The 26,772-nt window shown below is 50.1% G+C and carries 19 protein-coding genes and 1 tRNA gene; 8 read left to right on the top strand and 12 right to left on the bottom strand.

Annotation, left to right across the window (positions count from 1 at the left end):
* Positions 1 to 367: 367 nt before the first annotated feature.
* The 4 genes from RBT11_14760 to RBT11_14745 form a co-directional block, all read right to left on the bottom strand.
* The gene (locus tag RBT11_14760; protein ID MDX9788042.1) at positions 368 to 2,461 is read right to left on the bottom strand and encodes a PocR ligand-binding domain-containing protein; all 2,094 of its coding nucleotides are present in this window, start codon (positions 2,459 to 2,461) and stop codon (positions 368 to 370) included.
* Between the two features lie 120 nt (positions 2,462 to 2,581).
* The gene (locus RBT11_14755) at positions 2,582 to 4,246 is read right to left on the bottom strand and encodes a PAS domain S-box protein (GenBank protein MDX9788041.1); all 1,665 of its coding nucleotides are present in this window, start codon (positions 4,244 to 4,246) and stop codon (positions 2,582 to 2,584) included.
* A 49-nt stretch (positions 4,247 to 4,295) separates the two neighbouring features.
* Positions 4,296 to 6,287: an ATP-binding protein gene (locus tag RBT11_14750; protein MDX9788040.1), complete on the bottom strand. Its 1,992-nt coding sequence runs from the start codon at positions 6,285 to 6,287 to the stop codon at positions 4,296 to 4,298.
* A gap of 14 nt (positions 6,288 to 6,301) precedes the next feature.
* Positions 6,302 to 7,195 (bottom strand): ABC transporter substrate-binding protein, encoded by an 894-nt coding sequence (locus tag RBT11_14745; GenBank protein ID MDX9788039.1) that lies wholly within the window; start codon positions 7,193 to 7,195, stop codon positions 6,302 to 6,304.
* Between the two features lie 280 nt (positions 7,196 to 7,475).
* On the opposite strand from RBT11_14745, the gene RBT11_14740 reads away from it, so the two are divergent.
* The 3 genes from RBT11_14740 to gptM all read left to right on the top strand — a co-directional run bounded on the left by RBT11_14740 (position 7,476) and on the right by gptM (position 11,185).
* Entirely contained in the window at positions 7,476 to 9,404 is a 1,929-nt protein-coding gene (locus RBT11_14740; GenBank protein ID MDX9788038.1) for a TonB-dependent receptor, read from the top strand.
* A gap of 66 nt (positions 9,405 to 9,470) precedes the next feature.
* Positions 9,471 to 9,602 (top strand): hypothetical protein, encoded by a 132-nt coding sequence (locus tag RBT11_14735; GenBank protein MDX9788037.1) that lies wholly within the window; start codon positions 9,471 to 9,473, stop codon positions 9,600 to 9,602.
* Positions 9,603 to 9,871: 269 nt separating this feature from the next.
* The gene (gene gptM, locus RBT11_14730) at positions 9,872 to 11,185 is read left to right on the top strand and encodes a geopeptide radical SAM maturase (GenBank protein ID MDX9788036.1); all 1,314 of its coding nucleotides are present in this window, start codon (positions 9,872 to 9,874) and stop codon (positions 11,183 to 11,185) included.
* A 97-nt stretch (positions 11,186 to 11,282) separates the two neighbouring features.
* On the opposite strand, the gene RBT11_14725 is transcribed toward gptM, so the two are convergent.
* Positions 11,283 to 13,760, bottom strand: a complete 2,478-nt coding sequence (locus RBT11_14725) for a glycogen/starch/alpha-glucan phosphorylase (protein ID MDX9788035.1) — start codon at positions 13,758 to 13,760, stop codon at positions 11,283 to 11,285.
* A gap of 306 nt (positions 13,761 to 14,066) precedes the next feature.
* On the opposite strand from RBT11_14725, the gene RBT11_14720 reads away from it, so the two are divergent.
* Both RBT11_14720 and RBT11_14715 read left to right on the top strand, forming a co-directional pair.
* Positions 14,067 to 16,376, top strand: coding sequence for a PAS domain S-box protein (locus RBT11_14720; protein MDX9788034.1), 2,310 nt, complete (start codon positions 14,067 to 14,069; stop codon positions 16,374 to 16,376).
* A 184-nt stretch (positions 16,377 to 16,560) separates the two neighbouring features.
* Positions 16,561 to 16,636: transfer RNA gene (locus RBT11_14715), tRNA-Asn, on the top strand.
* Positions 16,637 to 16,955: 319 nt separating this feature from the next.
* Here the strand turns inward: RBT11_14715 and RBT11_14710 are convergent.
* The 7 genes from RBT11_14710 to RBT11_14680 form a co-directional block, all read right to left on the bottom strand.
* Positions 16,956 to 17,426: a hypothetical protein gene (locus RBT11_14710; protein MDX9788033.1), complete on the bottom strand. Its 471-nt coding sequence runs from the start codon at positions 17,424 to 17,426 to the stop codon at positions 16,956 to 16,958.
* Positions 17,427 to 17,995: 569 nt separating this feature from the next.
* Positions 17,996 to 18,358: a hypothetical protein gene (locus RBT11_14705; protein ID MDX9788032.1), complete on the bottom strand. Its 363-nt coding sequence runs from the start codon at positions 18,356 to 18,358 to the stop codon at positions 17,996 to 17,998.
* A 173-nt stretch (positions 18,359 to 18,531) separates the two neighbouring features.
* Entirely contained in the window at positions 18,532 to 19,200 is a 669-nt protein-coding gene (locus RBT11_14700; protein ID MDX9788031.1) for a hypothetical protein, read from the bottom strand.
* Between the two features lie 604 nt (positions 19,201 to 19,804).
* Positions 19,805 to 22,270: a phage/plasmid primase, P4 family gene (locus RBT11_14695; protein ID MDX9788030.1), complete on the bottom strand. Its 2,466-nt coding sequence runs from the start codon at positions 22,268 to 22,270 to the stop codon at positions 19,805 to 19,807.
* 74 nt (positions 22,271 to 22,344) lie between these two features.
* Positions 22,345 to 22,545, bottom strand: a complete 201-nt coding sequence (locus tag RBT11_14690) for a helix-turn-helix domain-containing protein (GenBank protein MDX9788029.1) — start codon at positions 22,543 to 22,545, stop codon at positions 22,345 to 22,347.
* A 161-nt stretch (positions 22,546 to 22,706) separates the two neighbouring features.
* The gene (locus RBT11_14685; GenBank protein MDX9788028.1) at positions 22,707 to 23,609 is read right to left on the bottom strand and encodes a hypothetical protein; all 903 of its coding nucleotides are present in this window, start codon (positions 23,607 to 23,609) and stop codon (positions 22,707 to 22,709) included.
* Positions 23,599 to 24,744, bottom strand: coding sequence for a site-specific integrase (locus tag RBT11_14680; GenBank protein ID MDX9788027.1), 1,146 nt, complete (start codon positions 24,742 to 24,744; stop codon positions 23,599 to 23,601). The genes RBT11_14685 and RBT11_14680 overlap by 11 nt, the downstream gene beginning before the upstream one ends.
* 792 nt (positions 24,745 to 25,536) lie before the next feature.
* On the opposite strand from RBT11_14680, the gene RBT11_14675 reads away from it, so the two are divergent.
* The 3 genes from RBT11_14675 to RBT11_14665 all read left to right on the top strand — a co-directional run.
* Positions 25,537 to 25,758 (top strand): hypothetical protein, encoded by a 222-nt coding sequence (locus RBT11_14675; protein ID MDX9788026.1) that lies wholly within the window; start codon positions 25,537 to 25,539, stop codon positions 25,756 to 25,758.
* 65 nt (positions 25,759 to 25,823) lie between these two features.
* Positions 25,824 to 26,363, top strand: coding sequence for a DUF2924 domain-containing protein (locus RBT11_14670; GenBank protein ID MDX9788025.1), 540 nt, complete (start codon positions 25,824 to 25,826; stop codon positions 26,361 to 26,363).
* The coding region (locus RBT11_14665; GenBank protein ID MDX9788024.1) for a recombinase family protein at positions 26,360 to 26,772 on the top strand (413 nt) is incomplete at its 3' end. The genes RBT11_14670 and RBT11_14665, both read left to right, overlap by 4 nt.

Genomic DNA, 26,772 nt, shown 5'->3' with positions numbered 1-26,772 from the left:
GCTGATCTATCGGGCGGTTACAACTCAAAAAAAACGACTATCACAACGATTATGAATAATTATAATAGGGTAGCATTCGCACAGGATAGAAAAACGGGTATGCTGGGATCATTGGATCAAACCGGGCTTTCTGCGATGGGTATCAGATGCGCCAGGTCTTCATGAAAAAATTCCTTATCTGTTGTTGTGGCGGGCCTTAAGACTTCTCTTTTCACAGGACCATATCAAACATTCCGCCCAGATAGAAATTTTTGAATAAGGATCAAAAAAATTGCTTCAGACGGCCGGAGGGGGGCCGATAGGGCCGCGCTGGATTCATGTGCGAGGTTAAAGAAGGCGGATCTTTCCTGACACAATTGGGCGACGCTTAATCACGGGCAATCCCATAGATTACCTTAAACAGGTCGGACAGCGAAGCGGTTTTGCTCACAAAAGCCTCCGCTCCGGCCGCTCGCATCATCTTTTCTACATGTTCATCCTCGTACATCGAAAGTCCGATCACTCGCATCTCGGGCATCTCAATCTTAATTCGACGGGTGGCTTCGATGCCATCCATCACCGGCATTAAAACGTCCATCATGATCACATCCGGTTTCAGTTGCCGGACGCGCTCAATGGCTTCCCGCCCGTTTGCCGCTTCACCTGTCACCTGGATCTCCGGTTGTCCGGATATTAATTTAATCAATCCCTTGCGCATAACCTGATGATCGTCAACGACCAATACCCGGGTGATGGGTGCATTGACTATCGGCATATGGCTGGTCAAGTGTTTAATATGTTTATATTTTGTTGTTTCTATCGACTCATATGTTTTTGCAAAGTCAAAAGGGATGGATATTGAGAAGCGGCTGCCCTGGCCCGGTGCGCTTTCAATCGTGAAGCTGCCGCCGAATGCGTGGGTACGCTCCCGTAGACTCACCAGACCGAGCCCGAATTTTACCGTTGTGGATTGCAGGATTGCGGTGTCAAATCCCCGGCCTTCATCACTGACCGTGATGCCGATCTCCTTGTCAGTGACTGACAGTCTGATACAGGCGCTTTTTACACCGGAATGCTTGACAACGTTGAATAACATCTCTTGCACGGACCGAAATAAAAATTTCTTCAAGGGTTCATATTCAACCTGCGTTTCAGAATCCGTTTGCAGCAACACTTCCAGTCCGAATTCCTGATGCATATGCCGGGCCAACCACTTTAGGGCTGCAGACAAATCAGAATGATATAGCACCGGGGGGCTTAATTCGTGCGACAGACGGCGAGATTTCTGAATGGACTCCGCTATCATTTGTTCAACTTTCTCCAGCAGGGATTTGGGTGGCAGGCTCTCATAAGTCCACTGTAGCTGTAGCTTGGCGGCGGCAAGTATTTGTTGGATATCATCATGCAATATCAGTGCAATACGCCTTCTTTCCTGTTCCTCGGCCTCGATCAATTCTACTGCCAAGGCCTGAAGCTGTTTTGCCCGAGTTTCCGCCAGTTCGGTGCGTTCGGCAACTCGTTGTTCCAAAGTTACATTCAACTGCCGCAAGGCCTCTTCTGCCTGCTTACGCTCTGTGATATCCAGCACCATTCCGAGAGAGCGGATTATCTGACCATTATGATCCCTGACATGCTGGCATTTTTCTTGGACATAGCGAATTTCCCCGGTTTGCTTACGGGTTATGCGGTGTTCGATTTCATATAGGTCTTTTCCGTCACGAATGGAGTTCAAATACGCCGCATTCACCGCAGCCCGGTCGTCCGGGTGGACATATGAAAGAAAAGCCTCGTAGGTGGCTTTGAACTGCTGGGACTCAAGACCGAAGATGCGGTACACTTCGTCGGACCAGGTTAACTCGTTCTTGATCGGGTCAAGTTCCCAACTGCCCAGATGAGCGATTTCCTGGGCGCGTCTGAGCCGTTGCTCACCTTTCCGCAACGCTTCGTTATTGTATCCAAGCCGGGACAGCATGTAAGCCAGGTTGATGAGGAATTCCATCCCGATGGTGATTTTTTCGCGGCTTATCCTGGGGACACGGTTCAGTGCGGCCAGGTATTCTTTTTCATCAAAGCCGTATTTTTGGGCTTGGGCTCTGAAAATCTCGTAATCCACCGTCTCGTTTTCGAAAAAAAACTGACCGGAAAAGACATTGCCTATATGTTCGCCATCCACGATGATGGGAGTTGCCATGTCCCAAAGGTTGTTTTTGCATTTGTATAGGTGCCCTTCGCCCTGGGCCAACCCTGCTGAGAGATAGGTGTCGCTTTCAATGCAATTGCGACAGGTATCCGGATGAACACGGTGGAATTTCGTGCATATATCCTGCCAACCGACGCCCACCAGCACTCGCCCTTTAATGTCTATAAGGCTCATCGGTATGCGGGAAAGCATATAAAAATAATCCATCAGCCGTTGAAGTGCCGGTGTATCGATGATTTCGGAAAGTTCAAGATCGACCGGTCTATTCTCTGATATGGGCATGCTTTCCAACTTCCAGCGCTTCCACGGTTCGCCTTCTCGAAGTGCCTGTAATTGAGGGCTATGATCGATGTATGACTGGGCTGAAGCTTGTTGGTGATGGACCGTCTATAGCCGTTTTTTTTATGAGATGCAATGATATTGAAAGGGGATGGTAAACAATAGGCTCGTTCCCTTGTCGATTTGACTTTTGACGGTCAGTTGCCCGCCGAGCATTTTTATTCGCTCATCCATGGAGGAAAAACCCAGTCCTTTTTCATAGGCGGGCTTTGATTCCAGCTTGTTTTTATCAAATCCTTTCCCGCCGTCTTTAATCAAAAAACTGATTTGGTTCTGTGCTCTTTTAACCTTTATTTTTACATAGGCGGTATTCGAGTGCTTTTGAATATTGGTGAGAATTTCTTGAAACACTCTATAGATAATGACTTCGGAGGTAAGGGGCAACAGGTTGTCGATGTTGGCGATGTCCATGATCAGTTTTATCCGGGCGTGCTTGGAAAACTCATCCGCCAGGGATTTAAGCGCTTCTGCAAGCCCCAAGTCCTGCAACGCCGCGGGAGATAAGTCATGGGATATCCGTCGAATTTGTGCAATAACCCCGTTGACATGTTGAAGGGTTTCGTCACATTCTTTGTTCAGGTGGACTTGGTCTTTGGATAGCTTCTTTTGAATGGATTGAATGCGGAGTTTCAGCACCGCCAGGGCCTGCCCGAGATCATCGTGAAGATCAGAAGCAATGCGTTTGCGCTCTTCCTCCTGGGCGGTTATGAGGTGGGAATAGAGAACCTGAAGTTTTTTTCGGGATTCTTTTAAATCCAGTTCGGTTTGTTTGCGTTCGGTGATATCTCGGCCCACGGCCAACGTCGCATTGATGTCTCCGGATTTATCCGGCACGCCGGTAAATACCCATGCATACCAACGCCACCCATGGCGCGTTTGGGCTTTTTCCTCGACATAGGATGAAAACGGCGGCTCAAAGGTTTTGTCAATCGCCTCTGCGATACGGGCGTATTCATCTTTATGGACAAGTGAGAGGAAGTTTTTTCCGAGCAATTGCGCTTGCGTTTTTCCCATGGCGATACAATACGAGGTGCCGGCAAACAGTAGCTTTCCCTTTTTATCGAACTTGACAATCAGATCCATTTGCTTTTCGACCAGCAGGCGGTAACTTTGCTCGCTTTTGCGAAGCGCTTCTTCGGCACGAATCCGCTGGTTGATTTCAACCGTCAGCAGTTCGTTTTTTTCGTTTAATTCCCTCGTCCGTTCCGCGACCTTTTGCTCCAGGCTCTTATTGATGTTCAGAATATTGTGCTCCTGGAAGCGTTTGGCACTCAACACGTTGGCAAAATGATAGATTTCTTTTAACCGAAAGGGCTTTTGAATATAAATCAACTTATGAACCGGTGGAATTCTGCTGACGATGTCCTCGGGCGTGTAATCCGAGTAGCCCGTCACAATCGCAATTTCAATTAGCGGGTCAATCTGACGAATTTGTTTCGCCACCCATATGCCGTCAGGCCCGGGGGGCATGCGGACATCCAGAAAGGCGACGGAAAAAGGTCGGTTTTCCGCAATGGACTGTTTCACGGTATCGACCGCCGTATCTCCTTGACGGCAAGTGGTGATTTTAAATTTTGATTTGTAGCTGTCGGCAAAGGGAATTTCAAAGACGCTCGAGTCGGTGTGAAAAGGACTATCCACTGAAAGGACATGCTGATATAGCTCGAGATATTTTTCTTCATCATCGGCGACAAGGATACGAAACATCTGCTGAGTTATCGGTGGCATGAAAATGGCCTTTCATGAACGGGGTAGAACAATCGGTGCAAGGGGTGGTTTACTCATTCGTAGCGCGCAGAACGCTGTGGATCAATGGTGCCAGATCCTGCCAGATAATCGGTTTAGTAATCATTTTTCGAATGCCGAGGGATTTTGCGATATCATGGTGCTTGGTTTCGCTATATCCCGAGCACAAAATAATCGGAATGTCCGGTCGAATTTGCAGTATCTTGCCTGAAAGGTCAAGCCCCGTTATTTTCGGCATGGTCAAGTCAGTAATGACTAGATCAAACCGATCCGGTGTTTCTTCAAATATGGCAAGCGCTTCTATTCCGTTGGTTCGGGTCGTGACTTGGTAACCGAATGAAGATAGTATCTCATATCCGAGATTCACCAATGACGGCTCATCATCCACCAGAAGAATTTTTTCGGCGCCGGTCGGAACAGGTACTTGAGGTTTATGTTCCACCCTGGCCACGCCCGCCGGAGACGGAAAAAAGATGTCAAAGCGGGTGCCTTTATTCGGTTCGCTTTGAACATGGATCGTGCCGTTATGACTTTTTACAATGCCATGAACGACGGACAGCCCCATGCCGGTTCCTTCCCCGGGCCCTTTTGTGGTGAAAAACGGGTCAAAGATACGTTCCAGCACCGAACGGGTCATGCCGTGGCCGGTATCGGAAACCGTCAATTTCTGATGGTTACCCGGCATTAGACCCGGATGGGCTGCCGCTAGGGTTTCATCGACAAGCACTTCTTCCAGACGAACATCCAATACGCCGCCCTTTGCTTGCATGGCATGGCTCGCATTGGTGCACAGATTGATTAATATCTGGTAGATTTGAATGGGATCGGCGATAACGGGGAGCAGATCTTGTTGAATGCTTTGGCGCAATTCAATGGTGCTCGGCAGGGAGGCGCGGAGCATCTTTAAGGCTTCCTTGATGACGACGCCGATTTGCAGCGGTTGGCATTCCGTCTTGTTTTTGCGACTGAACGTGAGAATTTGCCTTACCAATTCCTTGGCGCGGCTTGCGGCATTAAAAACTTCCTGCAGATAGCCATGCAGTTTGCTGCCCGCTGGAGTCGAGAGCATCGCGATTTCGGAAAATCCGGTGATGATCCCGATAATGTTGTTGAAATCATGTGCGATGCCGCCGGCCAAGGTGCCGATGGCTTCCATTTTCTGGGATTGCCACAATTTATCTTCCAGTTGTTGTTTTTCCAGATTTTGTTTGTCCAAAACTTCGGCAAGACTGTTGAATGCCTTCGCCAGATTTCCGATCTCGTTCTGATTTTCAACCGGCAGTCTATGAAAAATGCCATCTTTGCCGGATTTAACCGCCGCCACGGTGAGTCGCTGCAAGGGCTGCGTAATGCGCTGGGCAAGATAAAATGTGATTAGGGTGCCAACGGCGAGAAAGAAAACAGCGATAACCAGATTATTAAAGAGAACAAACAAAAGTTGCCTTTTCATCCGGCTTTTATCCAGTGTCAAACGCAGATAACCGAGCAGGTTATGGGATGTCGAGGGAGGTGTGCCCAATTCGCCGAGCAGGGGCGTGGAGACGCTATAGGCACTGTCAGACAGGACTGCCGACCAAAACACCATCTCCTTTTCCCTTTCCACGATTTGAATCAACGGGGGGTGCCTTGGCTGTTCGGTTTGAGAAAACGATTCCGGCGGCGTCTTCCCGGTGGAAGCAATATGCGCCGTTGTTTTAGCCGTTCCATGTATTTTTTGGAAAATTTCTTTTCCTTTTAGGTTAAATACGGTTACTTCCAAGACATCTTCGTGCTGAAACGCCCCTTCAACCGGTGTTTTCAAGAGCACCGGATTCTCGGAAAAGACACCGATCCGGCAACTATAGGCCAATGTTTTGGTCAGGAGGATGCCGCTTTCATGCATGCCGTTTACCAGCGCTTTATGCTGGTGGAATGCGCTGAAAATGGAGAACGCCGTGGAAATGGCGCATATGACGATGCTGAAAAATATGAAAATCTGAATATTCAGATTTTTCCGGAACTTCTCTTTGAAATTAAGGTTCATTCGGCGTGTGGTGCCTATTCGATTATGTTGATGTCAGGAAGCGTAATATCGTGAATTGGAATCCCGAGCTTTTCGGCAACTGTCTTGTTGAGAGTGATGACCGTTTTTTGCGCTTCAACCGGCGGCACGGTTTCCACCGGCTTTCCGGATAGAATTTGATTTGCCATTTCTCCCCCCTGCCGACCCATATCAAACAGGTCAAAACTGATGGACATAAATGCGCCTAAGGCCAGGTATCTTTCAGAAAACAGGACAAGCGGCATTTTATTGGATAGGGTGAAACTGAAAATAAATTCCAGGGTATCCGGTGTGATGACGCTGATATCCGGCAATAACCACAACGCATCCGGTATTGGATTCATATTCGTTAGAGCGCTTGGCACCTCCCGCGGGTCTCTGACCGGGGATGTCAACAATACCATGTCCGATTCTTCGGCCGCCTTTTGACCGCGTTTGACGAGGCGATCGGTCTGTTCGGGATTATACACCAAACCGATGCGGGCGGCATTCGGCAGCACGGATCGAATGATCGCCACCTGTTTTTCCTGGGCGATGTTCATGCTGACACCAGTGATATCGGGGGCGTTGGCGACCATCGGGCCCGGGTCGAGAATCATAAGATAAACAATCGGCGCTTTGGTTGCTGATTTAATCGATTGGAGTGCATCCGGCCCAATTGCCACAATCAGGTCCGGGTTTACGGAGGATATTTTTTTGACGAGGTCGTCATGCGCAAATTCAGAGAGGACGATTTTTTGAATATTGGTGCGGCATACGCTTTTAAACCCCTGAAGGGCTTCATTGTATGGGGGGACATCAAGGCTCTGAACAGATATTACGGCCGGAGGACTTGCTGCTGCCGTGCTGGTGAACTGGAGCATTAGAATCGCAAGAATGAATATCAGCATCTATTCAGTAATAATCGGGTCGTAAAATTAACGTTAAAATGCCGCACACACCTGACCCCGTTTCCCTCCGATTGCCCGCCACTTGAGTCGACGGCATACCCATTCCAACCCGGTAGGCAGAACTGAACAGTAATCGTTTTTCTCCAAATTTGCAATGGTTCTTGCGACGTGGATTTTTTTAGCAATGCTTGTAATTGCTAATCAAAGCTGATATGTAAAAAACGTTTTTTCGACTCTCGCCCGGCTGTGAATTTGTTTTTTCCTTTCAAATCGGGTTGCTATGAAGTTGTTTCCAGGCAAATTCATCGTGTTTTGGGTTCTTTTCGGGCTGAGTGCGGTTGCGACGGCGCAATCCTCTTATGAAATGAAGCTCTTGAGCCTTTATTTCCCCCAGAAAGACCTGGTGATATCAGCCACAAGATATCCCAAACCGATTTCAAAAACCGCCGAAAATGTGACGATCGTGACGGCCGATGAAATTCAAAAAATGAACGCCCATACCGTGGCCGATGTACTCAGTCGGGTGCCGGGGCTCTTTGTCAATTTTACTCAGGATTTCGGAGCGACATCGCTTTTGACCCTTCAGGGTTCTGAAGACCGGCATGTCCGGGTGATGCTGGACGGTATTCAGTGGAATTTCTTATCGGACGGGCATGCTGAAACCAACGCCATACCCGTCGGCATCATCGAGCGGATCGAGATCATCAAGGGGCCGGCTTCTTCCGCCTGGGGTTCTTCCCTGGGCGGGGTGATCAATATCATTACCAAACAGCCCGGTACGCAACCGGCGCCGACCGGATCCGTGAGCGCCGCTGTCGGAGAATCGCGCACTTTTGATTATAACGCCCAGGTTGCCGGACTGATCGGACCCGTGGGATATTATCTTTACGGTGGGAAACAGGCCTCCGACGGGTTGTGGAATGACCGGGAATATGACAATGGCAGTTTTTTTTCGAAGGTGAATATTCCGGTTGCGGACCGGGGGGGACTGCAATTGAGCTTTGGTTACAGCCGGCCGGAAAACGACGGCGGGGAGATTTCAAGCGCGGACATTTACGGCCTGGGGGAGATCGAGAGTCGCCACACCCTCGCATCGCTGGATTTGACGCTGACCAGAGCAATCGAGCTGAAGGTGTCGGGCTTTCATCTTTCCAGGGATACGGAGGTCACCGTCCTCGGTTTAGGTTTGGGCATGTTGAGCACCACGGCCGGTGAGCTTTTCTCCGATACCGCCTGGGATGAGGAAACCTACGGCGGTAGCGCGAAACTCGTCTGGAAAGACGGCGCGCATGTCGGCGTGCTGGGTTTCGATGCGGATCACGGGGAAATGGATCAGTTGATTCTGGCAGGCGCCACCCTGCAAGCGTTCGGGGTGCCGGAATCCGATCTGAGCCGGTCCGACCTGGATCGCTGGGCCGTGTTTTTAAACGATACGATCACATTCGGAGATTTTTCGATCACGCCCGGCGCGCGATTCGATCACAACAGCGTGGCGGATTCCTTTTTCAGCCCCAGCCTGGGGATCGCGTACAATCATCAGGACAACACCATTATTCGTGCCACGCTGGCACGCGGGTTTAATTACCCCTTTTTATCTTTGCTGTCCGGCGGCGGTCTTTTCCTGGACCCCAATCCGGATCTGGAACCCGAAGACGCCTGGTCCTATCAGCTCGGCTTTGAAACCGTCAAGATTCCATATCTCTGGTTACGGTTCAGCGCGTTTTTTCATGACCAGGATAAAGCCTTGAAGGTGGCGCCCGGCGGGGGCGGACCGCCCGCGTATAATTCCATTTTCATCAATTCCGGCGGCCGGGATCGTAGGGGAATCGAACTGGAGGTAAAAACCAGGCCGGTCTATGATGTGTCGCTGTTCGGACATTGGACTTATGTGGATATCGACCCGGCAAATGAGACCTTTTCCAATGCCATGCACACAGCGGGGATCGGCATGGAATACAGCAACCCGCGGATTTGCCAGGCCCAGCTTTTCGGCCGGTATGTGGATTGGGATCTTCCGGAATCCTATGGCGCAAGTTACGGTGATGTGATATGGGATTTAACTATCAGCAAAAAAATATTTACCCATAAAACAATGAGCAGTCATTTGTTTATGACCGCTCATAATCTGTTGAACGGATCACAGTATTTTTTAACCCAATTAAATAATCCGGAAAGATGGATGGAAGCGGGAATACGCTGTGAGTTTTAGGTGATAAAGGCAAAACGGGTTTGCCTAATAGACGATAACCATCTTAGCGTTAAAGGAGGAACCAAAATGGAAACGACATCCCACAAAGTCACGGAAGAAGTACCGGCCATTGAAGTATTGGACGAGGGAATGGATGGTGATTTCGATATCAGGGCGATTTGCTGCATTGCCTCTTACATGCCCCTATGGAAGTACTGATGAGGCCAAAATCGTATAGACATATTCTCTGCGCCATCAGTTGCGTTTCATACGTTTTCAATCGAGAGTGTCCATACCATTATGTGCGGACTGGTAATTCGATCGGCTTTCCCGAAAGGGGAGATTCTTCTCCCCTTTTTTTATCCCTTTAGACCCCTTATCAGAAATATGCACGCTTTTGCGTGTATATTCGCTGAAGGTGAAAGATGGCTTTCATGCATCCCAGCATCCCAGCATCCCAGCATCCGGCTTTGCCGGGTTAGGCTGCCATGCCCTTATCCCGATATCTCAAAATCTTTGCCGGTCAAGCGTCACCGGATGATCTTGTCGTCTTTTCCACCCGGACCATTTCAAAAATCCGCGTTTCAAGGGAGACCTTTCAGCGCATCAAAGCCGGGAATGTAACCGCCGCTGAAAGCGAAACGCTTTCCAGGCTCGGTATTCTGGTTGAAGACACGCAAATGGAAAAGGCGTCCGTATGCGGGATGATGAATCGTTTAAATACCGCAAACCCGGATCTGCAAATTATTGCCGTGATGAATCTGGACTGTAATTTTTCCTGTGTGTACTGTTTTGAGGGTGATCCCGAAGGGGACCGGTACATGACTGCCGAAACCGCGGATCGGCTCATCGGGTTCATCAAGCGGCGGTTTACAGCGGAAAGGAAAAGACTGCTGGTTACCTTTTACGGCGGAGAGCCGCTGTTAAGCGTGCCGCGCATCGAATATATCGCATTCGCGCTCAAATCGTTTGCGGCATCCCGGAAGGCCGCGTTTTCATTTAACCTGGTGACCAACGGTAGTCTGTTGACGCGAAAGGTCGCCGAACGGCTGGTGCCCCTGGGGCTTACTTCGGCCAAAGTCACGCTGGACGGTCCCGGCGAGGTTCATAATCGCTACCGGCCGTTTAAATCCGGAGCGGCAAGTTTCGATGTATTGATAAACAACGTAAAGGCGGTCAGTGATATCGTCAAAATCGGTATTGGCGGGAATTACGACCAGCAGTCCTGGCCGCAGTTTGTGCACCTGCTTGATTTTCTGGAAGCGAACGGGCTGACGCCGAATGTTCTCGATGGGGTGAAATTCGACCCCATCCTGAAGCCCGCCAACCATCCGCATCTGCTGGCTAAATATCAGGGGGGATGCTTGGTGCCGCATGCGCCCTGGATTCTCGAGGCGGAAAGCGTTTTACGAAAAGAGATCTTAAAAAGGGGGTATTTCACACCGAAGATTCAGCCCATCATGTGCGCCATTGAAAACCGGAGCACCTTTGTGGTGAACTATGATGGCGGGCTCTTCAAATGTCCCGCGTTTGCGGGGCATGAAAATTTCGCCGTCGGCGATGTCGGCACCGATGGGACGAAAGCGGATACAATTTACGGGCTTGATAACTGGAAAAACGAGGAATGCCTGAACTGCGAATACTTACCGCTATGTTTCGGCGGCTGTCGGTACATGGCTTTCTTGCAAAATAACGGCGCTATCGGAACCGTGGATTGCAGGAAATCCTATTTTGACGCAGCCCTGGAAACCCTGGTGAGGCAAGATATTAATTACCGAAAAAAGAAAAAACCGGCTGAATAAGCGTTGACGGTCTTCAACAGATGCGCCCCACTCACAGCGGATAGTGACGCCGCGCTTATTCTTACTTCCTCCAGTTTCAGCCGATGGCACACGAATGCTATGGCGTCATTTTCACCGGTACGGTGTGCCAGATGGTGTCGGCATATTCGAGAATAGCCCGGTCACTGGAAAATTTACCCATGCGGGCCGTGTTCAAAATCGATTTTTCGGCCCATTCATCCGGATTCTGAAATAACCGCGCCGCTTCTTCCTGAGCGGTGACATAGGCGCGATAATCGGCCATGAGCATATAATAATCGCCCTTATCAAAGAGGGTTTGCAGAAGGGGGGCGAATAATCTTGAATCCTGTGGCGAGAAAAAGCCGGACGCGATCATGTCAATAGCCTTTTTCAATTCCGGATCATTGGCATAATAAGACATCGGATCATATCCGCTTTGCCTTAAATGGGTGACTTGAGTCGTGGTCAGGCCGAAAATGAAAATATTTTCCCGCCCCACTTCTTCCATGATTTCTATATTGGCGCCATCCAGCGTGCCGATGGTCAGCGCGCCGTTGAGGGACATTTTCATGTTTCCGGTGCCGGAGGCCTCCATGCCGGCCGTTGAGATCTGCTCTGAGAGATCCGCGGCCGGAATGATTTTTTCCGCTTGGGAAACGCAATAATTCGGCAGAAAAAGCACCCGAAGCCGCCCGGCGACCATGGGGTCTGAATTGATCTTCTCTGCCACCGAGGTGATGAGCTTAATGATGCGTTTGGCCTGATGATACGCAGGCGCCGCTTTCCCCGAGAAAATGACCGTGCGGGGGCACACCGGAGTCTTCGGGCTTTCGAGCATTCGGTTGTAAAGAGTTATCACATGCAGGGCGTTCAAGAGTTGCCGCTTATATTCATGAATTCGTTTGACCTGAACATCGAACAAGGATTCCGGGGTGACTTCCATGCCCACTTTTCGCAGAATATAGCGGGCCAGCCGTTTTTTGTTTTCAAGCTTGGTGCGTATCCAGGCAAACCGGAATTCAGGATCCCGGGCATAGGGAACCAATTCTCGGAGCCGTTCCAGATCGGTGATCCAGCCGGCGCCGATGACGGAAGTGATGAGCCGCGAGAGTGTGGGATTGGCCTGGCAGAGCCATCGGCGGGGGGTGATGCCGTTGGTGACGTTGCCGAGACGGCCCGGATACAGTTGATCAAACTCCTTGAAAAGACAAGTTTTCAGAATCTCGCTGTGCAGGGCCGCCACGCCGTTGACCGAATGGCTGCCCACGATGGCCAGATGCGCCATTCGAATGTGTTTGCCGGCGTCTTCCTGAACAATGGACAGCTTTTCATAGAGCGCCGGATCATTCGGGTACTGTCGTTGAACTTTTTCCAGAAAAAGGCGATTGATTTCAAAAATGATTTCCAGGTGCCTCGGTAATATACTGCCGATCAGGGCGACCGGCCACGTTTCCAGCGCTTCAGGCAGAACCGTGTGGTTGGTATAGGCAAATGTTTTTTCGCAAATCTCCCATGCCGGTTCCCAGTCCAACAGCTCCTCGTCCATCAACACGCGCATGAGTTCCGGAATGGCGATGGCCGGGTGCGTGTCATTTAGCTGAATGGCGATGTAATTCGAAAATTCCAGAAAGGACGAATGTTGTTTTTTATACCGGCGAATAATGTCCCGCAAGGTGGCGGCGACAAAGAAGTACTGCTGTTTTAAGCGAAGCGCTTTTCCCTGCTCCGCCTCATCGCTGGGGTAGAGCACCTTGGAAATATTTTCGGTCAACACTTTGTTTTCTACGGCGCCGATGTAGTCCCCTTGATTAAAGTCATCCAGGTTGAATTCACGGCTCGATTGGGCGATCCACAACCGCATATTCGTTACGAAATCGTCCCCGAAACCGGGAATCAGAATATCGCAGGCCATCGCCATCACGGATTCCCCATCCACCCAGCGATACCGAAGTCGCCCGTCATCGCCCGAATAGGACTCTGATCGGCCGTAAAAACGGATCTCCTCAAGGTGTGCGCGTCGCTTGATTTCCCACGGATTGCCCCGGCGCAGCCAATTATCGCAACTCTCGCGTTGGTACCCGTTTTCCAAGGTTTGATGAAAGATGCCGTAATCGTATCGAATGCCATAGCCGTAACAAGGCAAATTCCGGCAGGCCATGGAATCCATATAGCAGGAGGCCAATCGGCCGAGGCCGCCGTTACCGAGGCCGGCATCCCATTCTTCTTCCTCAAGCTCGTCTATGTCAAAACCCATTTCCCGCAGTGCGATGCGGGCTTCTTCCTCCATTTGAAGGCTGATGAGGTAATTTTTCAAAAAACGGCCCGGTAAAAACTCCAGAGAGAGAAAATAGACGCGCTTGGCCATGGTGTCATACATGGCGCGTTGTGAGCGGATCCATCGCTCAATTAACCGATCTCGCACGCTATAAGCCAGTCCCATGAAACAGGAATATTTGTCCGGCTTGAAGGGGTCGTTTCCAAGGTTTGAGCGAATATGCCTGCGGATATCGGTGACCAGGGCGTTGGTTTCGGGTTTGGAAACGGTGCCATTGCGGTTGGGTTGGGGCTGCGCCATTAAAACCTCCGTGAGGAAAAAAAGAATAGTGTGGTTTGTTGGAGCAGCCTGCCGGAAGAGGAGATTCCAGGCCCGCTGTCCTGAATATCAATTTCTACATTATATGAAGAATTTTCTTTTAAGACCAGCATTAATTTCCTCCTTTTCGCGACAGCTTCGGGAACGACCGAATACCCCGTATGATATCGGAAATTGGCTTACGCGCCCATTATATCATTGACGGTAACTCGTTAAATTATATAATAACCCGAATTCCAGGCCGCTTTTTGACAATGACGTCCCCCCTGAAGGAAAGGGCTGTTAGTTTTGAATACCGAATCTGAAAAGGCATATATCCTTTTCGAGCAAGTGAAGAAAAGTTACCAGCAAACCACGCTGGCCGTTAGTGCGACACTGTTCAATGCAGGCGTGCTATCATTGATTTTATTGCCGGTTGTCTCGGCGCCTGCATTGCTCTCGTGGTTGGGCGCGCTTATGGCGGTTATTTGTTTTAGGCTCATTCTAAAGGCGCGTTTCCTGCGAGCGGACGTGCAACCGGCGGATGTATCGAAATGGAAGCATCTGATTTTTATTTCTTCGTTTTTAGCCGGCAGCTTATGGGGGGTCGCGGCTGTTTTGTTATTCCCTTCGGATTCGTTTGTCCATCAAGTTGTTATCGCTTTTGTTGTCGGCGGTATGATTGCCGGCTCCGTGGGCGCTTTTTCTGTTTTATCCGGCACATTTTTATCATTCAGCCTGCCGGCGATGCTTCCGCTGATTTGGCGATTCTTTTATGCGGGTGACGAAATACACACCGGCATGGCAGCAATGACTTTATTGTTCTGGCTGCTCATGTGGTTTGCAGCTAGACGACTCAATCAGACGATCGAAACCTCAATTGCCCTGCAGTATAGAAACACGGGGCTTATTGCCGATTTGCGTTCAGAGATCGGCGAACGGAAAAAAGCCGAGGCCGAGCTGCGCGAACACCAGAAGCGGATTGAAGATATTGTTGAGGCGCGAACGGCAGCCCTGGTAAACGCCAACTCGATGCTGTCCCTGGAGATAGAGGGGCGGAAAAAGACTGAAGATGCCTTGCGGGAGAGCGAGGAAAAGTATCGCCTTTTGGTGGAAAATATTAATGATGTTATTTACTCGGCGAACAAGGACGCCATATTGGAGTTTGTTAGCCCGACCATTGAAAACGTTCTGGGGTATCGGCCCGAAGAGGTGGTGGGGCAATCGTTTCTTCCCGTTTTTCATAAACAGGATTACGCCCGTGTTCAAAACCGATTTCAGAAAGTTTTGGCAGGAGAACTAACACCCCAGGAATACCGGATGCGGCGAAAGTCGGGCGATTATTGCTGGGTGCGTATTTCAAGCCGCCCCAGGTATATCAACCACCTTGCCGTCGGGATTCAGGGGGTGTTAACGGACATAACGGACCGAAAGCTTCTGGAAGCCGAACTCGAACAGGCGCATAAAATGGAGGCCATCGGAACACTGGCGGGTGGGGTTGCCCATGATTTAAATAATATTCTTTCCGGATTGGTGAGTTACCCGCAATTGTTGCTGATGGATTTGCCCGAGAACAGCCCGATGCGCGATTCGATTCGGCTCATTCAAAAGTCGGGCGAAAAGGCCGCTGCGATTGTACAGGATATGTTAACCCTGGCTCGAAGGGGAGTTCCCACCTTTGAAATCGTCCCATTGAATTTAACGATTATGGAGTATCTGGAGAGTCCGGAACATCAGAATCTGATGGCCCACCATTCGGACATTGAATTTATTTTTTGGCTTGAACCCACCCTTCTCAACATTCAGGGCAGCCGGATGCATCTGGCCAAAACGGTCATGAACCTGGTGACCAATGCGGCCGAAGCCATTACCGGTAAGGGCGTTGTGACCATTGAAACCGAAAATCGATATGTCGAAAGCGAAGCGCCGGGGCCGGGCAATCTGCCGGAGGGGGATTACGTCGCACTTCGCGTGACGGACGACGGCAACGGTATTTTGCCCGATGACATCAACAAAATATTTGAGCCGTTTTATACCAAAAAAGCCATGGGAAGAAGCGGCACCGGGCTCGGCATGACGGTTGTCTGGAACACCGTTCAAGATCATAAAGGGCACATTGAAGTGCAAAGCAACCCGGGCCTCGGCACTACCTTTACGCTCTTTTTTCCTGCCACACGGGAGGAGGTGGCTGAACCTGCCGAAGCCTTGAATATCGACACCCTGAGCGGGAATTCGGAATCAATCCTTGTGGTGGATGACGTCAAGGAGCAACGGGAAATCGCCTCCGGCATCCTGAGAAAACTGGGTTACTCCGTCTTTACCGCCGAAAGCGGTGAGCAGGCCCTTGCATGTTTGTCCGGGCAAGCCTTTGACCTGCTGGTGTTGGATATGATCATGGAGACCGGAATGGACGGCCTTGAGACCTATGAGAAAGCCTTGGCGCTTCATCCCGGCCAAAAGGCAATCATTGTCTCGGGATTTTCGGAAACCGAACGTGTGCGCCAGGCGCAAAAGCTCGGCGCCGGCACCTATTTAAAAAAGCCCTATTTGGTGGGAACTCTTGGATATGCTGTTCAGCAGGAGTTGCGAGCGCAGGGCCGGCCGGTATCACGGGGATGATGCCGTCCCCTTCGGCACCGATATAGAAATAATGTCTTAAAACTGCCTCTATGCCGAATGGCTGACGCGATAAAGCAGCAATTGTTTGTTTTTTCCTGTGTTTGTTTTTTCCTGTTGACATCCCTCATCGCATGGGTTAAAAGCCAAATCTCCACGTCAGTGGGGGGAACAGGCTCAGAAATATTCCTCGATAGCTCAATAGGCAGAGCGGGTGGCTGTTAACCACTAGGTTGTAGGTTCAAGTCCTACTCGAGGAGCCAATAAAATCAAGGGCTTAGAGAAAAAAACCTCTAAGCCTTTTTTTCGTTTCCAACCATATTTCCAACCTATCAACCCGCCGCCAACAAAAAAACCGGCCCCCTAATAAGGAGCCGGTCAATGTCTCATTCAAGACAGGTTATAAGGTCGCGCCATCTTGCCGTGCCGGTTCCGGCGTTGAGGGTGCGGCTAATAGGTAGAGGGCTTTGGCTTGAAAATTTGTGAAATTGGAAACCGTTTCCAATTTAAAGGTTTCGGCAACAGACATCCAGTTGGTAGCCGTTCTGTGAGTCATCCAAGGAAAGCACCCCTCAACCCACTTCAGGAAATGGCCACAGCCTTCGCCATGCTGACCATCTTGCCGGATACGCCTACTGCTTTAGCGGCTTTGTCGCGGGATTGTAACTCTCGCTTTTTTAACTCGTTAATACGGTTTAAAAATTCTTCTTTGCTTATGGTTATTGTGTCATGTTCTGCTGATTCTTCAGCGTCGCAGTTCTTACACATGCTGTATAATCCATGAGGCCAATGATGGTCGCATACCGGACAATGCCATAAATGGCCCATATCCCCATCAAACATATCACCGCATACTTTACATTTTAGATATTGCCGTTCCGGCTTCTCCCCATCTTTAGCTTGAGGTACTTTTTCCTCAAGCTTGTTTTTGCCAAAATCCTCTTTGGTCATTTGGCCTACTATTTTGCCAGCCTTCCGCTGTTCCTCCTTAGCCATCTCCCCATAAACCCTCTCCACTTCAACCGCCAACATAGAAAGCTGGCTTTTGGTCATGGACAGCACAGCCACCGCGCCACGAACGGCACTAAGCCCTTATGCCCCTATGCACCCGGCATAGATCGCGCCACCATGAGCCTGTGCGTGACGCATAACGCTAAATGTCATGTCTCTTTCAAATTCTGTGCCGAGTGAATTTTAATCTAATGAGACAGGATAGTTTTACATGAAGGCATGCAATTTGCTTTGAGACAGTTTTTTATGACTCGTTGCGCATGGTGTTAGGTCACCGCCTTCCTTCTACCCATCGATATAAGTTTCAGCCCAACACGGCGTGCCGTCGCACCCCATACCCCTGGCGCTTTCAGGACTAAACCCGCTTGAATTCTTTGGTGGCCCGTTTGGATCTCGCCATAATTCGAGCAACCGCCGCCTGTTCCGTCGCCATATTTCACCGGCATCAGGATTTAAGGAATATGGTTCACGACCGATTGCGCGCGACATGGCATGCCCACCGCTGCATATCTGGCAATCCGCAAGGAGGCATGTTCCAGTCAAAAAATGCAAGATTGACGAACTGTTCAGGACCCCCGCGCCTCTATTTTTTCGCGTTCGATTGGTCGGCATTAATACCCCCTTGGCGGTCGGCCTATCGCCTTAACAGGTTCAAGATCCAACGAAAGCGCCTTTAATCCGGCAAGAAAAGCGGCCCGGCTATCTCGTTCACATGCAAGCAAAGGATGAGGCTTAATCTGTCCCCATTTATCCAAAATTGTCAGCCCGTCCAGGTCGATTTGTGTCCTGGCTGATTGTGCCCGGTCAAAGCTTTCGCAGGCAACCCTCAAGATCCGCAAACCTGCCGGATCATTAATGCCATGCTCCACTATGATATCATTCCAGATCTGTTTCGATTCAGAACTTAAGTGGTCCGGCGGTTGAGAGCCATTGACCTGTGGGATATCCATCGCTTTTTGTGTCTTTTTTGTCATGGTGTGACCTCCAAATTTTTAAAAGTGAAAACTTTGATTCTCACGCGTTTTCCTGCCGCTCCGGTTAGCGGCTCGTCGATCTCTTAAGATTTCGCCCCCCCCTACCCCCTGGACGCTCAACTATCATATGCGATAGATTGCCCGCCCCGGAAAGGAAGCGGGCAACAATCACATCAGGCATAAACCGGTTTCAGGTTTTCGCCAATCGGCCGTTCGCTTTCGATTTCTGTGAAAGCATCAATTGACGGGATGCCTTTTTTCAGCAAGTCAATGGCATCCAGGTCAAATTCCGGTGACAACTTCATGTCTTCAAGCCGCCGGAGAGAGTCCTGGCAATAGGTCAAAGCTGACAAAACCGCCTGCCTATTGGATGCCTCTTTTACGGTCTTTGTCATGCCGATCAAATTCCGTCGGGCGCCCCCTGAAACGCGGGAAATCCGGCCCGGTTCGCGCAAGTGCGCCAGCCTATCTTGAAAAAAGGCAAGGCCTTCGTCAATCCGCCGGTCATAGGTTTCGTTCAAAACCGCATGAAGCCCGGCGATTTCAGTTTCAAACCGATGCCCCGCGCCCATCAACCCAGCTTTTGCCAACCGGAAAGAGTCAACCGCCTCATTTAACGCCTTTTGTGCGGCTTTAACCCGCTGTTCCAATCTTGCCACATCGGCTTTCAACCTCGGGATTTCAGCATCGCGTGCCTTTTCGGCTTCCTTGATCCGTCCGGCCGTCTCATGGCGCCGCGTCAAGAGTTCCGCCTTTTCTTCTTCTTCCATCTTCTTCAACATCGGGCTTTTCTGAATCTTTTCAAACATTTGTTTAACTTTTTCTTCGAATTTCTCAATCATCTTACTTTCTCCTTTGTTGGTTTATTGTAACAATTCCAAGCAATTACGCTTGAACTCTTCGAGCCTGTTCGCGTCCGTGCACTCTAACACGCTGATAGTGTTTGATATTCGGCCAATGAGCGATAGACATTCAATATCAATACTTTTGGTGTGATTTGGATTCATGAAATATTCCAAGTGTTTATTTGGTTTTTGTGCTTTCAATGTGCTATACTCTCCTATGTCCAGTAGGCCGAAGTCGGTAAATACGCTCTCTAAAGTCCTCTGATATGGTCAAATGGGCACAACCAAGACCGCCTATGGTGGCGTCGTCTTCTATGCTGTCGAGCAACCCGGACTTGTATGCCACCCGGCCGTATTCGCGGAAAGTCTCCGTGCTGATATCCGCGCTGTCACAAGCCAGTTCTACGGCCAGCTCGATTGACCAATCGGTTATACTGCCAGCATTTCCGATGATTTTATCAAGTTTCCAGGGTGAGTGGCGCTTGTGGCGCAAAATCCTATTTAAGCTCTATATAAATCTTCTCCCTGTTGTATTTTCCTACACACACATTTTACAACAGGGGTGATCTCGAAACATGTGCCACTAACGCCACTTGCGCTGTCATTTTAGCCCGACGCCATAGAGCATTCGAGCCCCGGCGGTTCCTTTTCCGGCCTCGGCCCCCAACCGGATAACCCGACTGGAGAAAGAATTCCTGCCAAGCGTTCGCCGGACGCCTGAATCCGTGGCCCACTTTTGATAAGCGACATATAAGTCCGCGCTTAAAACCGATAAGCCCGGCCCGAGCAAGCAGCATTCGTCAACAAACTGCGCCGCCTGGTCGCACTCGTAACGCCATGCCTTTTTGGCGGCCAAGCACTCTTGCGTTTCAATAAAGCTGCCCCGCTCAAACAATGTTGTGAGGCCCTCAAGCGCTAAGGAAAGAATACCTGGAGCCTCATCTGCTAATTTTTTGTCAAGCTGCTTGTCTTGCTCTTCTTCCTGAAAAATGCGATTGAATGGAATAATAATTGCCCTGCGAAACAGCGCATCGGAAAAATCCCTTGTGTGTGGCATATGGTTCGTACCAAACCAACATGTCACGTAAGGTCTGAAATCAAAGGGATTCTTGTGTTTATGCTCGGCCGTTGTGAGTTCCCCGGAAACGATAGCTTTCAATTGTGCGTCGGGGATTTCGGCTCCTTGCGCTATTTCGGTCACCAAATTTACCAGCCTGTGGTGCAGGTGCGCCCTCTGAAACTTATTGTCAAACTGTGACGGTTGTACCGCGCATATATTCTTCACTCCGACAAGCGACTGAACCGCGTTCATCAACTTCGATTTACCGTTTGCGCCTGATCCGCTCAAAATGAAAAACTTTTCGTACTCGCAGCTTGATAGCAAGCTGTATCCGATGCACTCCAAAACCAGAGCTGTCTTGTTTACCCGGTCGGAATCATCGCGGAATACTTCTTGGAGATACCTTAAAAACCGGGGCGCTTTTGCCGCCGGATCATAGGCCGTTGCAATCTGCGTTGTGCGATAATTTTCTCGGCAATGTGGCTTTAAAACCCAATCGTGATCAACGTAATGCAGCTCACCGTTGGGGCAGTTTATTGTCCGCCGATCCACATCAAAAACATGTCCGCTTTTATAAATTTCTGTTTTGAAAAGGTCGAGAATTGAACCGACGATGGTCTTCGTCAATTCTTCGGATTCAGATATTTTGTGAACGCTTTTCTTTATCTCACGATCATCAGCTTGTACCCACAAACCGTGGCCGTTATACTTCCAGGTAAACACGCCGTCATGGATAAGGTTTTCTGCGCCAACCATGGCAATAACCGCGCGTGCTGCCTGTAAGTGTTGAAAATCCTTTTCGGCCTTTATGTGTTTAAACTCTTTGGCGTCTGCTTCAAGCGAAGAAACGGAAACGCCACCATTCGGATTTAATTCTTTCGATCGCTTTACAATGTATTTTCGCAGTGATAATATTTGCGTAGCGGGAAGCCCGCTGGTGCTAACCTTTTCCGCTATTCCGGTGATAAGCTCGTCAAAATCCGCACATTGTTCAATTAACGCGGATAGTTCCGCCCGCGTTACTGTTTGGTCAAAGTCTTCCGTGTCTTCTTCCTGCTCGCTTTGTGGCGATAATTGCCGGATAACTTCGTCGGCACCTTCCAGCGTAAGCAGGTCGTTGAAGTCGGTCGGTTCGCTCGAAACGTCTTTAAATTCAGGAATCGCGACCCGCGCATTTATAACAGACGCGGCCACTTTCGCTTTTTTGACGCCGACGTTGCCGATTTCGGGTTTCCATTGGTCATTGTCGGCAGCTATCAGAATTTCGGCGCTCGGGTATTGCTTGCGGATTTTCAGCGCAACCGGTTCAAGGTTTCCGGCATTGAAAGCGACAAACACGCTTCGCCCGGTACATTCAAAGAGCGTTGCGCCCGTTGAATATCCCTCGCAGATGATGGGCGGTCCGTTCCCATTTATGGTGAAGTAATTGCCTTTTACTTCGCCACCAGATAGAAACCGCTTTTCTCCATTGGCGTAAATGCGCTGTAGGCTTCGAATTTCGCCCGATTCGCTCGTAACGGGTATAAGTAACCGCCCGTCGCTGTCCAGCCGGATACCGTGCGCCTTGACTTGTTTTTTAATGAGGTAGGGGTGATCATCCGTTGCCGGTATTGCCGCTTCGAATTCGGCCCGTGCTTCTTTTGCGGCCTGGCTGTGTTGCGCTTTAAGTTCTTCGGCTCGCTTCCGTTTTGCTTCTGCTATGCGCTCGTCCATTCGGCGTTTTTCTTCTGGCGAGCATTGACGGCTGCCGTTCAGTGGCGAATACTTAAAGTCTTCTCCACCATGAATTCCGCCGTAAAGGACGGGATAATCGTCTATGTGCCCGACAAACCACGCGTCACGGTTCCCGCGTTTTCTGCCATCAACCGGATATCGTTCAATATTGCCATCGAATTTCGGTTCGCGGTCAAGAACGATTCGCCGGTCGGTCAGCACCTTTTTCATGGCGTCGAAAACACTTTGCCAATTAAGTTTTAATTGACTTTCTGCTTCATTTGCGATATGCATTATCTACCTCTTCAAGCTGCTTTCGGAAAGCCCGTAAACCTTCCCCGGTTCGGGCTTTTCGGCGTTTTATGGGCTTAGGCTGCTGACTGGCCGTTCGGATCGATTCGACGTTGAAATGCGAATGCTTCGCAGTCCTCTTTTCTGTAACGAATCGCTCGACTGCCGAGTTTCAAATAAGCCGGTCCTTTTCCCAGGTGCCGCCAATTTCGAAGGGTTTGAACTTTTATACGTAATTCTTCGGCGACTTGCTTTTCGTCAAGTAGATGTAGGTCCATTTTTTGACTTCTCCCTTTTTAAGCGTTGTCCGCGTAGTTTTTTTTCCGCGTTCTTACTTATGTAAAAGGGTGAAATAAGGGGGGGTGTTTATTTCGCAGCCAATAAAAAAGGCCCCTGGAAAAAAAATCCAGGAGCCCTATATAAAAGGTGTGTTTTTGTTTTAGTCGTCGGCGAATAGGCTTTCGGAAAGCTCTACCGTTTTTAGGCCGCGCTCTTTTCCGGCAATCCGCAAATAATCAGCGCAAGGATACCAATCGCCGGATTTGTAACACTTTGCACCATATGGGCACTTGGCGCAAAGCTCCGTCGCGGATTCTTTTTTTTCTTCGGTTGAAAACTTTTGTGCGGGCTCATATGGAACATTATAAATTTTCTCATAAGCTGATCGCCACTGGCTTTTAACGGTTGAAAGCGGCCGTTTCACGATTTTTGAAATTATGTTAAAAGTCACTGTCCCCGGAGTTTTCCCGGCCTGCCCGTATAGGTCCCAAACCTTTAGCAATTCTTCGGCTTTTGGAAGCCACTTGGCGCGAGAAAACGTCCGCCTCTCGTTTAAAAATCGGCCGTGTTTTTCGGTAGCCACAAGGGCTTTGACCTCTGACAAAATCGCATCCATCGGGCGGTCTGTGTCGATCGCCACCAGCAGTGTTTTTGTTGGGTGATCGCCCATAAGATTTTTTATGATTTTTTCCGAATCCATGCAAAGCTCTTCCGCGTAATACTGATTGAGCCTATCTTCAAAAGGATCTGGTTTTCCGAAAAATATCCAATCGTCTTCTTCCTGCCTACTCCATCCCATCTCAGCACAAAGCCGCTTAAAGGCCCTATAATAAGCATCACTTGCCGCCGCACGATCCGAAACAACCGCCGGGCTTACAAGCGATTCCGCCAGTATGTCTTCAAGCTCTTTCTCTGAAATATTTGGATACTTCACGCGAAGCTGTTTAAAAAAATCCCCGAAGCCAGTTTCATCCAAATACGTTTTAAACTGCTTTGGATTGCGTTTTAAAAATTCAACGGCAGCTTTGCCTAAGAGTTTGGTTTGATTGTAATTATTCGGCATTTTCGCTCTTCCGTTTTTGCAAATTGCTTATGTTGTCGATGATATCGCCCGCCACATCGGACGCGCGCTTCATTGTATCGTCGCGTAAATGGGCATAGCGTTGCGTCATTAACGGGCTCTTGTGAGTTAAAAGGCGCTGAAGAGTGTACATATCCACCTGGCCGGAACTCGCCAGCATTGAGGCGTAAACGTGCCTCAAGCCATGAAGCGGCCGGAACCCTTTCGGGAGCTGCGCTGCTTTGGCAATCCGGTTAAAACTTTTCCGGCAATCGTTTAAATGCGAGCCCTGAATGCGACCTGGAAATATAAAGTCATCTGTTTTTTTGATATCGCTAAAGATCCGCTTTGCCTTTTCACTCAAGGGTATTGTTTGATCCTTGCCGCCCTTAGGATCTTTCAATGATATAAACCCCCGGTCAAAGTCGATATCGGACCATTTGAGCTTGAAAATTTCGCCGCGCCGCATGCCAGTGTAAAGAGCAAGCCGCATCACGTTTGCAGCTACCTGGTCCACATCGCCATTTAAAGCGTCAATGAGCCGCGCCAACTGTTCCGATGTTAAATCTTCTGTCGTTTGGTTATTGAGCTTTGGGACTTCGATTTTAAAGGGCAGGGCAGGGATTAATCCGCGTTTCACACCGTGGTTGATCGTTCTTCGAAGAAGCTCTATGACTCTTGCCGCCATCGTTTTTTTCCCGGCTTTTTGAAGTGACAAGCGTATCCTGTCAACATCAAGTGGCAAAAGATCGGCCGGTTCCTTGCCACCGATAGCATCTCGAATATAACGATCAAACTTGCCTTGTTCATGTCGAAGCGCCTTGTTTTCCGGGAAAGATTCACAATATTGGTCCCATATTTTAGCAATAGTCCACCGGTTTTTTTCGGCGTCTTTTGCGGCCCTTTCCGCTTCGCGCTTTTCGGCCGGCGTTTCTGCCTTCCCCTCAATCAAAGCCGCCCGCTTAAGTGCGGCTTTTGCCGGTGTCATGTCGTTGCGGTGCTGACTTCCGGCTTTTGCCTCAATGACCTTACCGTCTTTTTTAAAAACGACATAATAAACCCGGTCCACCCCCTTAGATCCGACTCGTTTTGCTTCCCGGAAAAAAACGCCCGGATAGTCCGTTTTGAAGCGTTTCATTGACCACCACCTTTTCAAAAGATTAAATATTATCATCCTGTTGGAAAGCCGAAAACCGGTGGTTACGCCGTTACTGGTTTACAGAAAAGGCGGATTTATTTTCCAACCGTATTTCCAACCCGCAAGGCCAATATACAGGTATCAAAAAGTAAGTCAATAAAAAAGTAAAGACCATAACCTATTTGAAATATATGGTAAAATATATCATAAATTAAAATGAAGTAAATAGCGGTAATCAATAGAAAAGTGGCTGTTAACCACTAGGTTGTAGGTTCAAGTCCTACTCGAGGAGCCAAAATTCAATCCGTCGATTTCGACGGTCATTTGTTAGCACAAAGCCCCGTGGGATTCTCCCCTCGGGGTTTTGTCGTTTCCAGCGTGTTCACGCCGACTTACGCCCGCCCGAACATTTTTCCAGATTCTCCGTTCCCCTCACAGCTTTCGAGTTTCAACCAAGGACGTTGACGTTCGCGCCCGCCACACTCGGATGTGCCCCCCGGATTCTCCGATTCTCCATTCCTTTTTCGGACGCTGTTAACGCCCGCCTGGTCAACTCGGCCCGACACCCCGATGGGTCCTCCAGTAGGTATCGACCGAAGCCGGGTAACTACGCCCGGCGGAAGAGAAACACCAGACAGCGGAATCGGCCGTAAGAACGGAGACCGTTGTGGGTGCCGGTGAGTCAGCCCTTCGGGGCGGACCAATGGGCTCCGCGGTCGATACCCTCGCGGCTGACCCATCCCTCCTCGACGGCATCCACAATAGCTCAGCGGTCGCCGCAAGGAGGGCACGATGGAATTCAGAGAATCCGCAGAACGCGATCTCGCGGAAACGATTGCAGAGATCGCCTCGATCCTGGGGGAAGGCTACCTCCGCTACAGAGCGGGGCGTCGGTTGCCGACATCCACTCCCGAAATGGCCGGCCATGTAACGCAAACCAAAGAATCCGAGGCGTTTACAGAGAACCGACTTGATTGTTCCGCCGATAGAAGCCTTCATTCAAGCAGCGGTTAACGCCGAGAGACGGCCGGATTGCCGAGTTTTTTCGGATACTGACCATTAAACCTTTGGAGGTTGTCATGAATGAAACGACGTATCAGCAGGTGCAGGCCCTTTCCCGAATGACCGTCGGGGAACTCCGGGAAAGGTATATCGATGTCTTCGGAGAGGAGACGAGGTCCCACCACAAGGATTTTCTTCGGAAGCGTATCGCCTGGCGGTTGCAGGCCCTGGCCGAAGGCAGCCTATCCGAACGGGCCAGGCGGAGGGCGGAAGAGATCGCCAATGATGCTGACCTCCGAATCCGCATGCTGCGGGACCCTATTAAGCCGGGATTGATGGAAGTCAGGGAACGGTCGGTGAGCGGCAGGCTGCAACCGCAGCGCGATTCAAGACTGCCGCTTCCGGGAACATTGCTCGTCAGGGAGTTCAGGGGCCGGGACATCGTGGCCAAGGTGCTGGACAAGGGCTTCGAGTATGACGGCCGGTGGTTCAAGTCCCTGTCCGCTGTCGCACAGGAGGCCACCGGAAGCAAGTGGAACGGGTTCCTCTTTTTCGGGCTTGCGGAACCCAAGGGACCGCAAGATCAAGGCGACGAGCCGGACGGGAGGAACGGATGAGCAGGCAATACGAAAGAAGCAATACACCCACCCACCAATCTATGGATAACCGGCGAGCGACCGTTCGCTGCGCCATCTATACCCGGAAATCCACCGACGAAGGTCTCGACCAGGACTTCAACAGCCTCGATGCCCAGCGGGAATCTGCGGAGGCATATATCGCGAGCCAGCGGCACGAGGGATGGCTGTGCATCGCCGATCGGTATGACGACGGCGGATTTACCGGCGGCAACATGGAGCGGCCCGCCCTCAAGAGACTCTTCGCCGATATCGAGGCCGGTGACATCGATTGCGTGGTCGTCTACAAGGTGGACCGGCTGAGCCGCTCCCTTCTCGACTTCGCCCGCATCATGGAGCTTTTCGACAAGCATGCCGTGAGCTTCGTCTCGGTCACCCAGCAGTTCAACAC

Source organism: Desulfobacterales bacterium (assembly GCA_034003325.1).
Taxonomy (GTDB): Bacteria; Desulfobacterota; Desulfobacteria; order Desulfobacterales; family JAFDDL01; genus JAVEYW01.
This window is presented reverse-complemented; position numbering and strand designations above follow the sequence as displayed.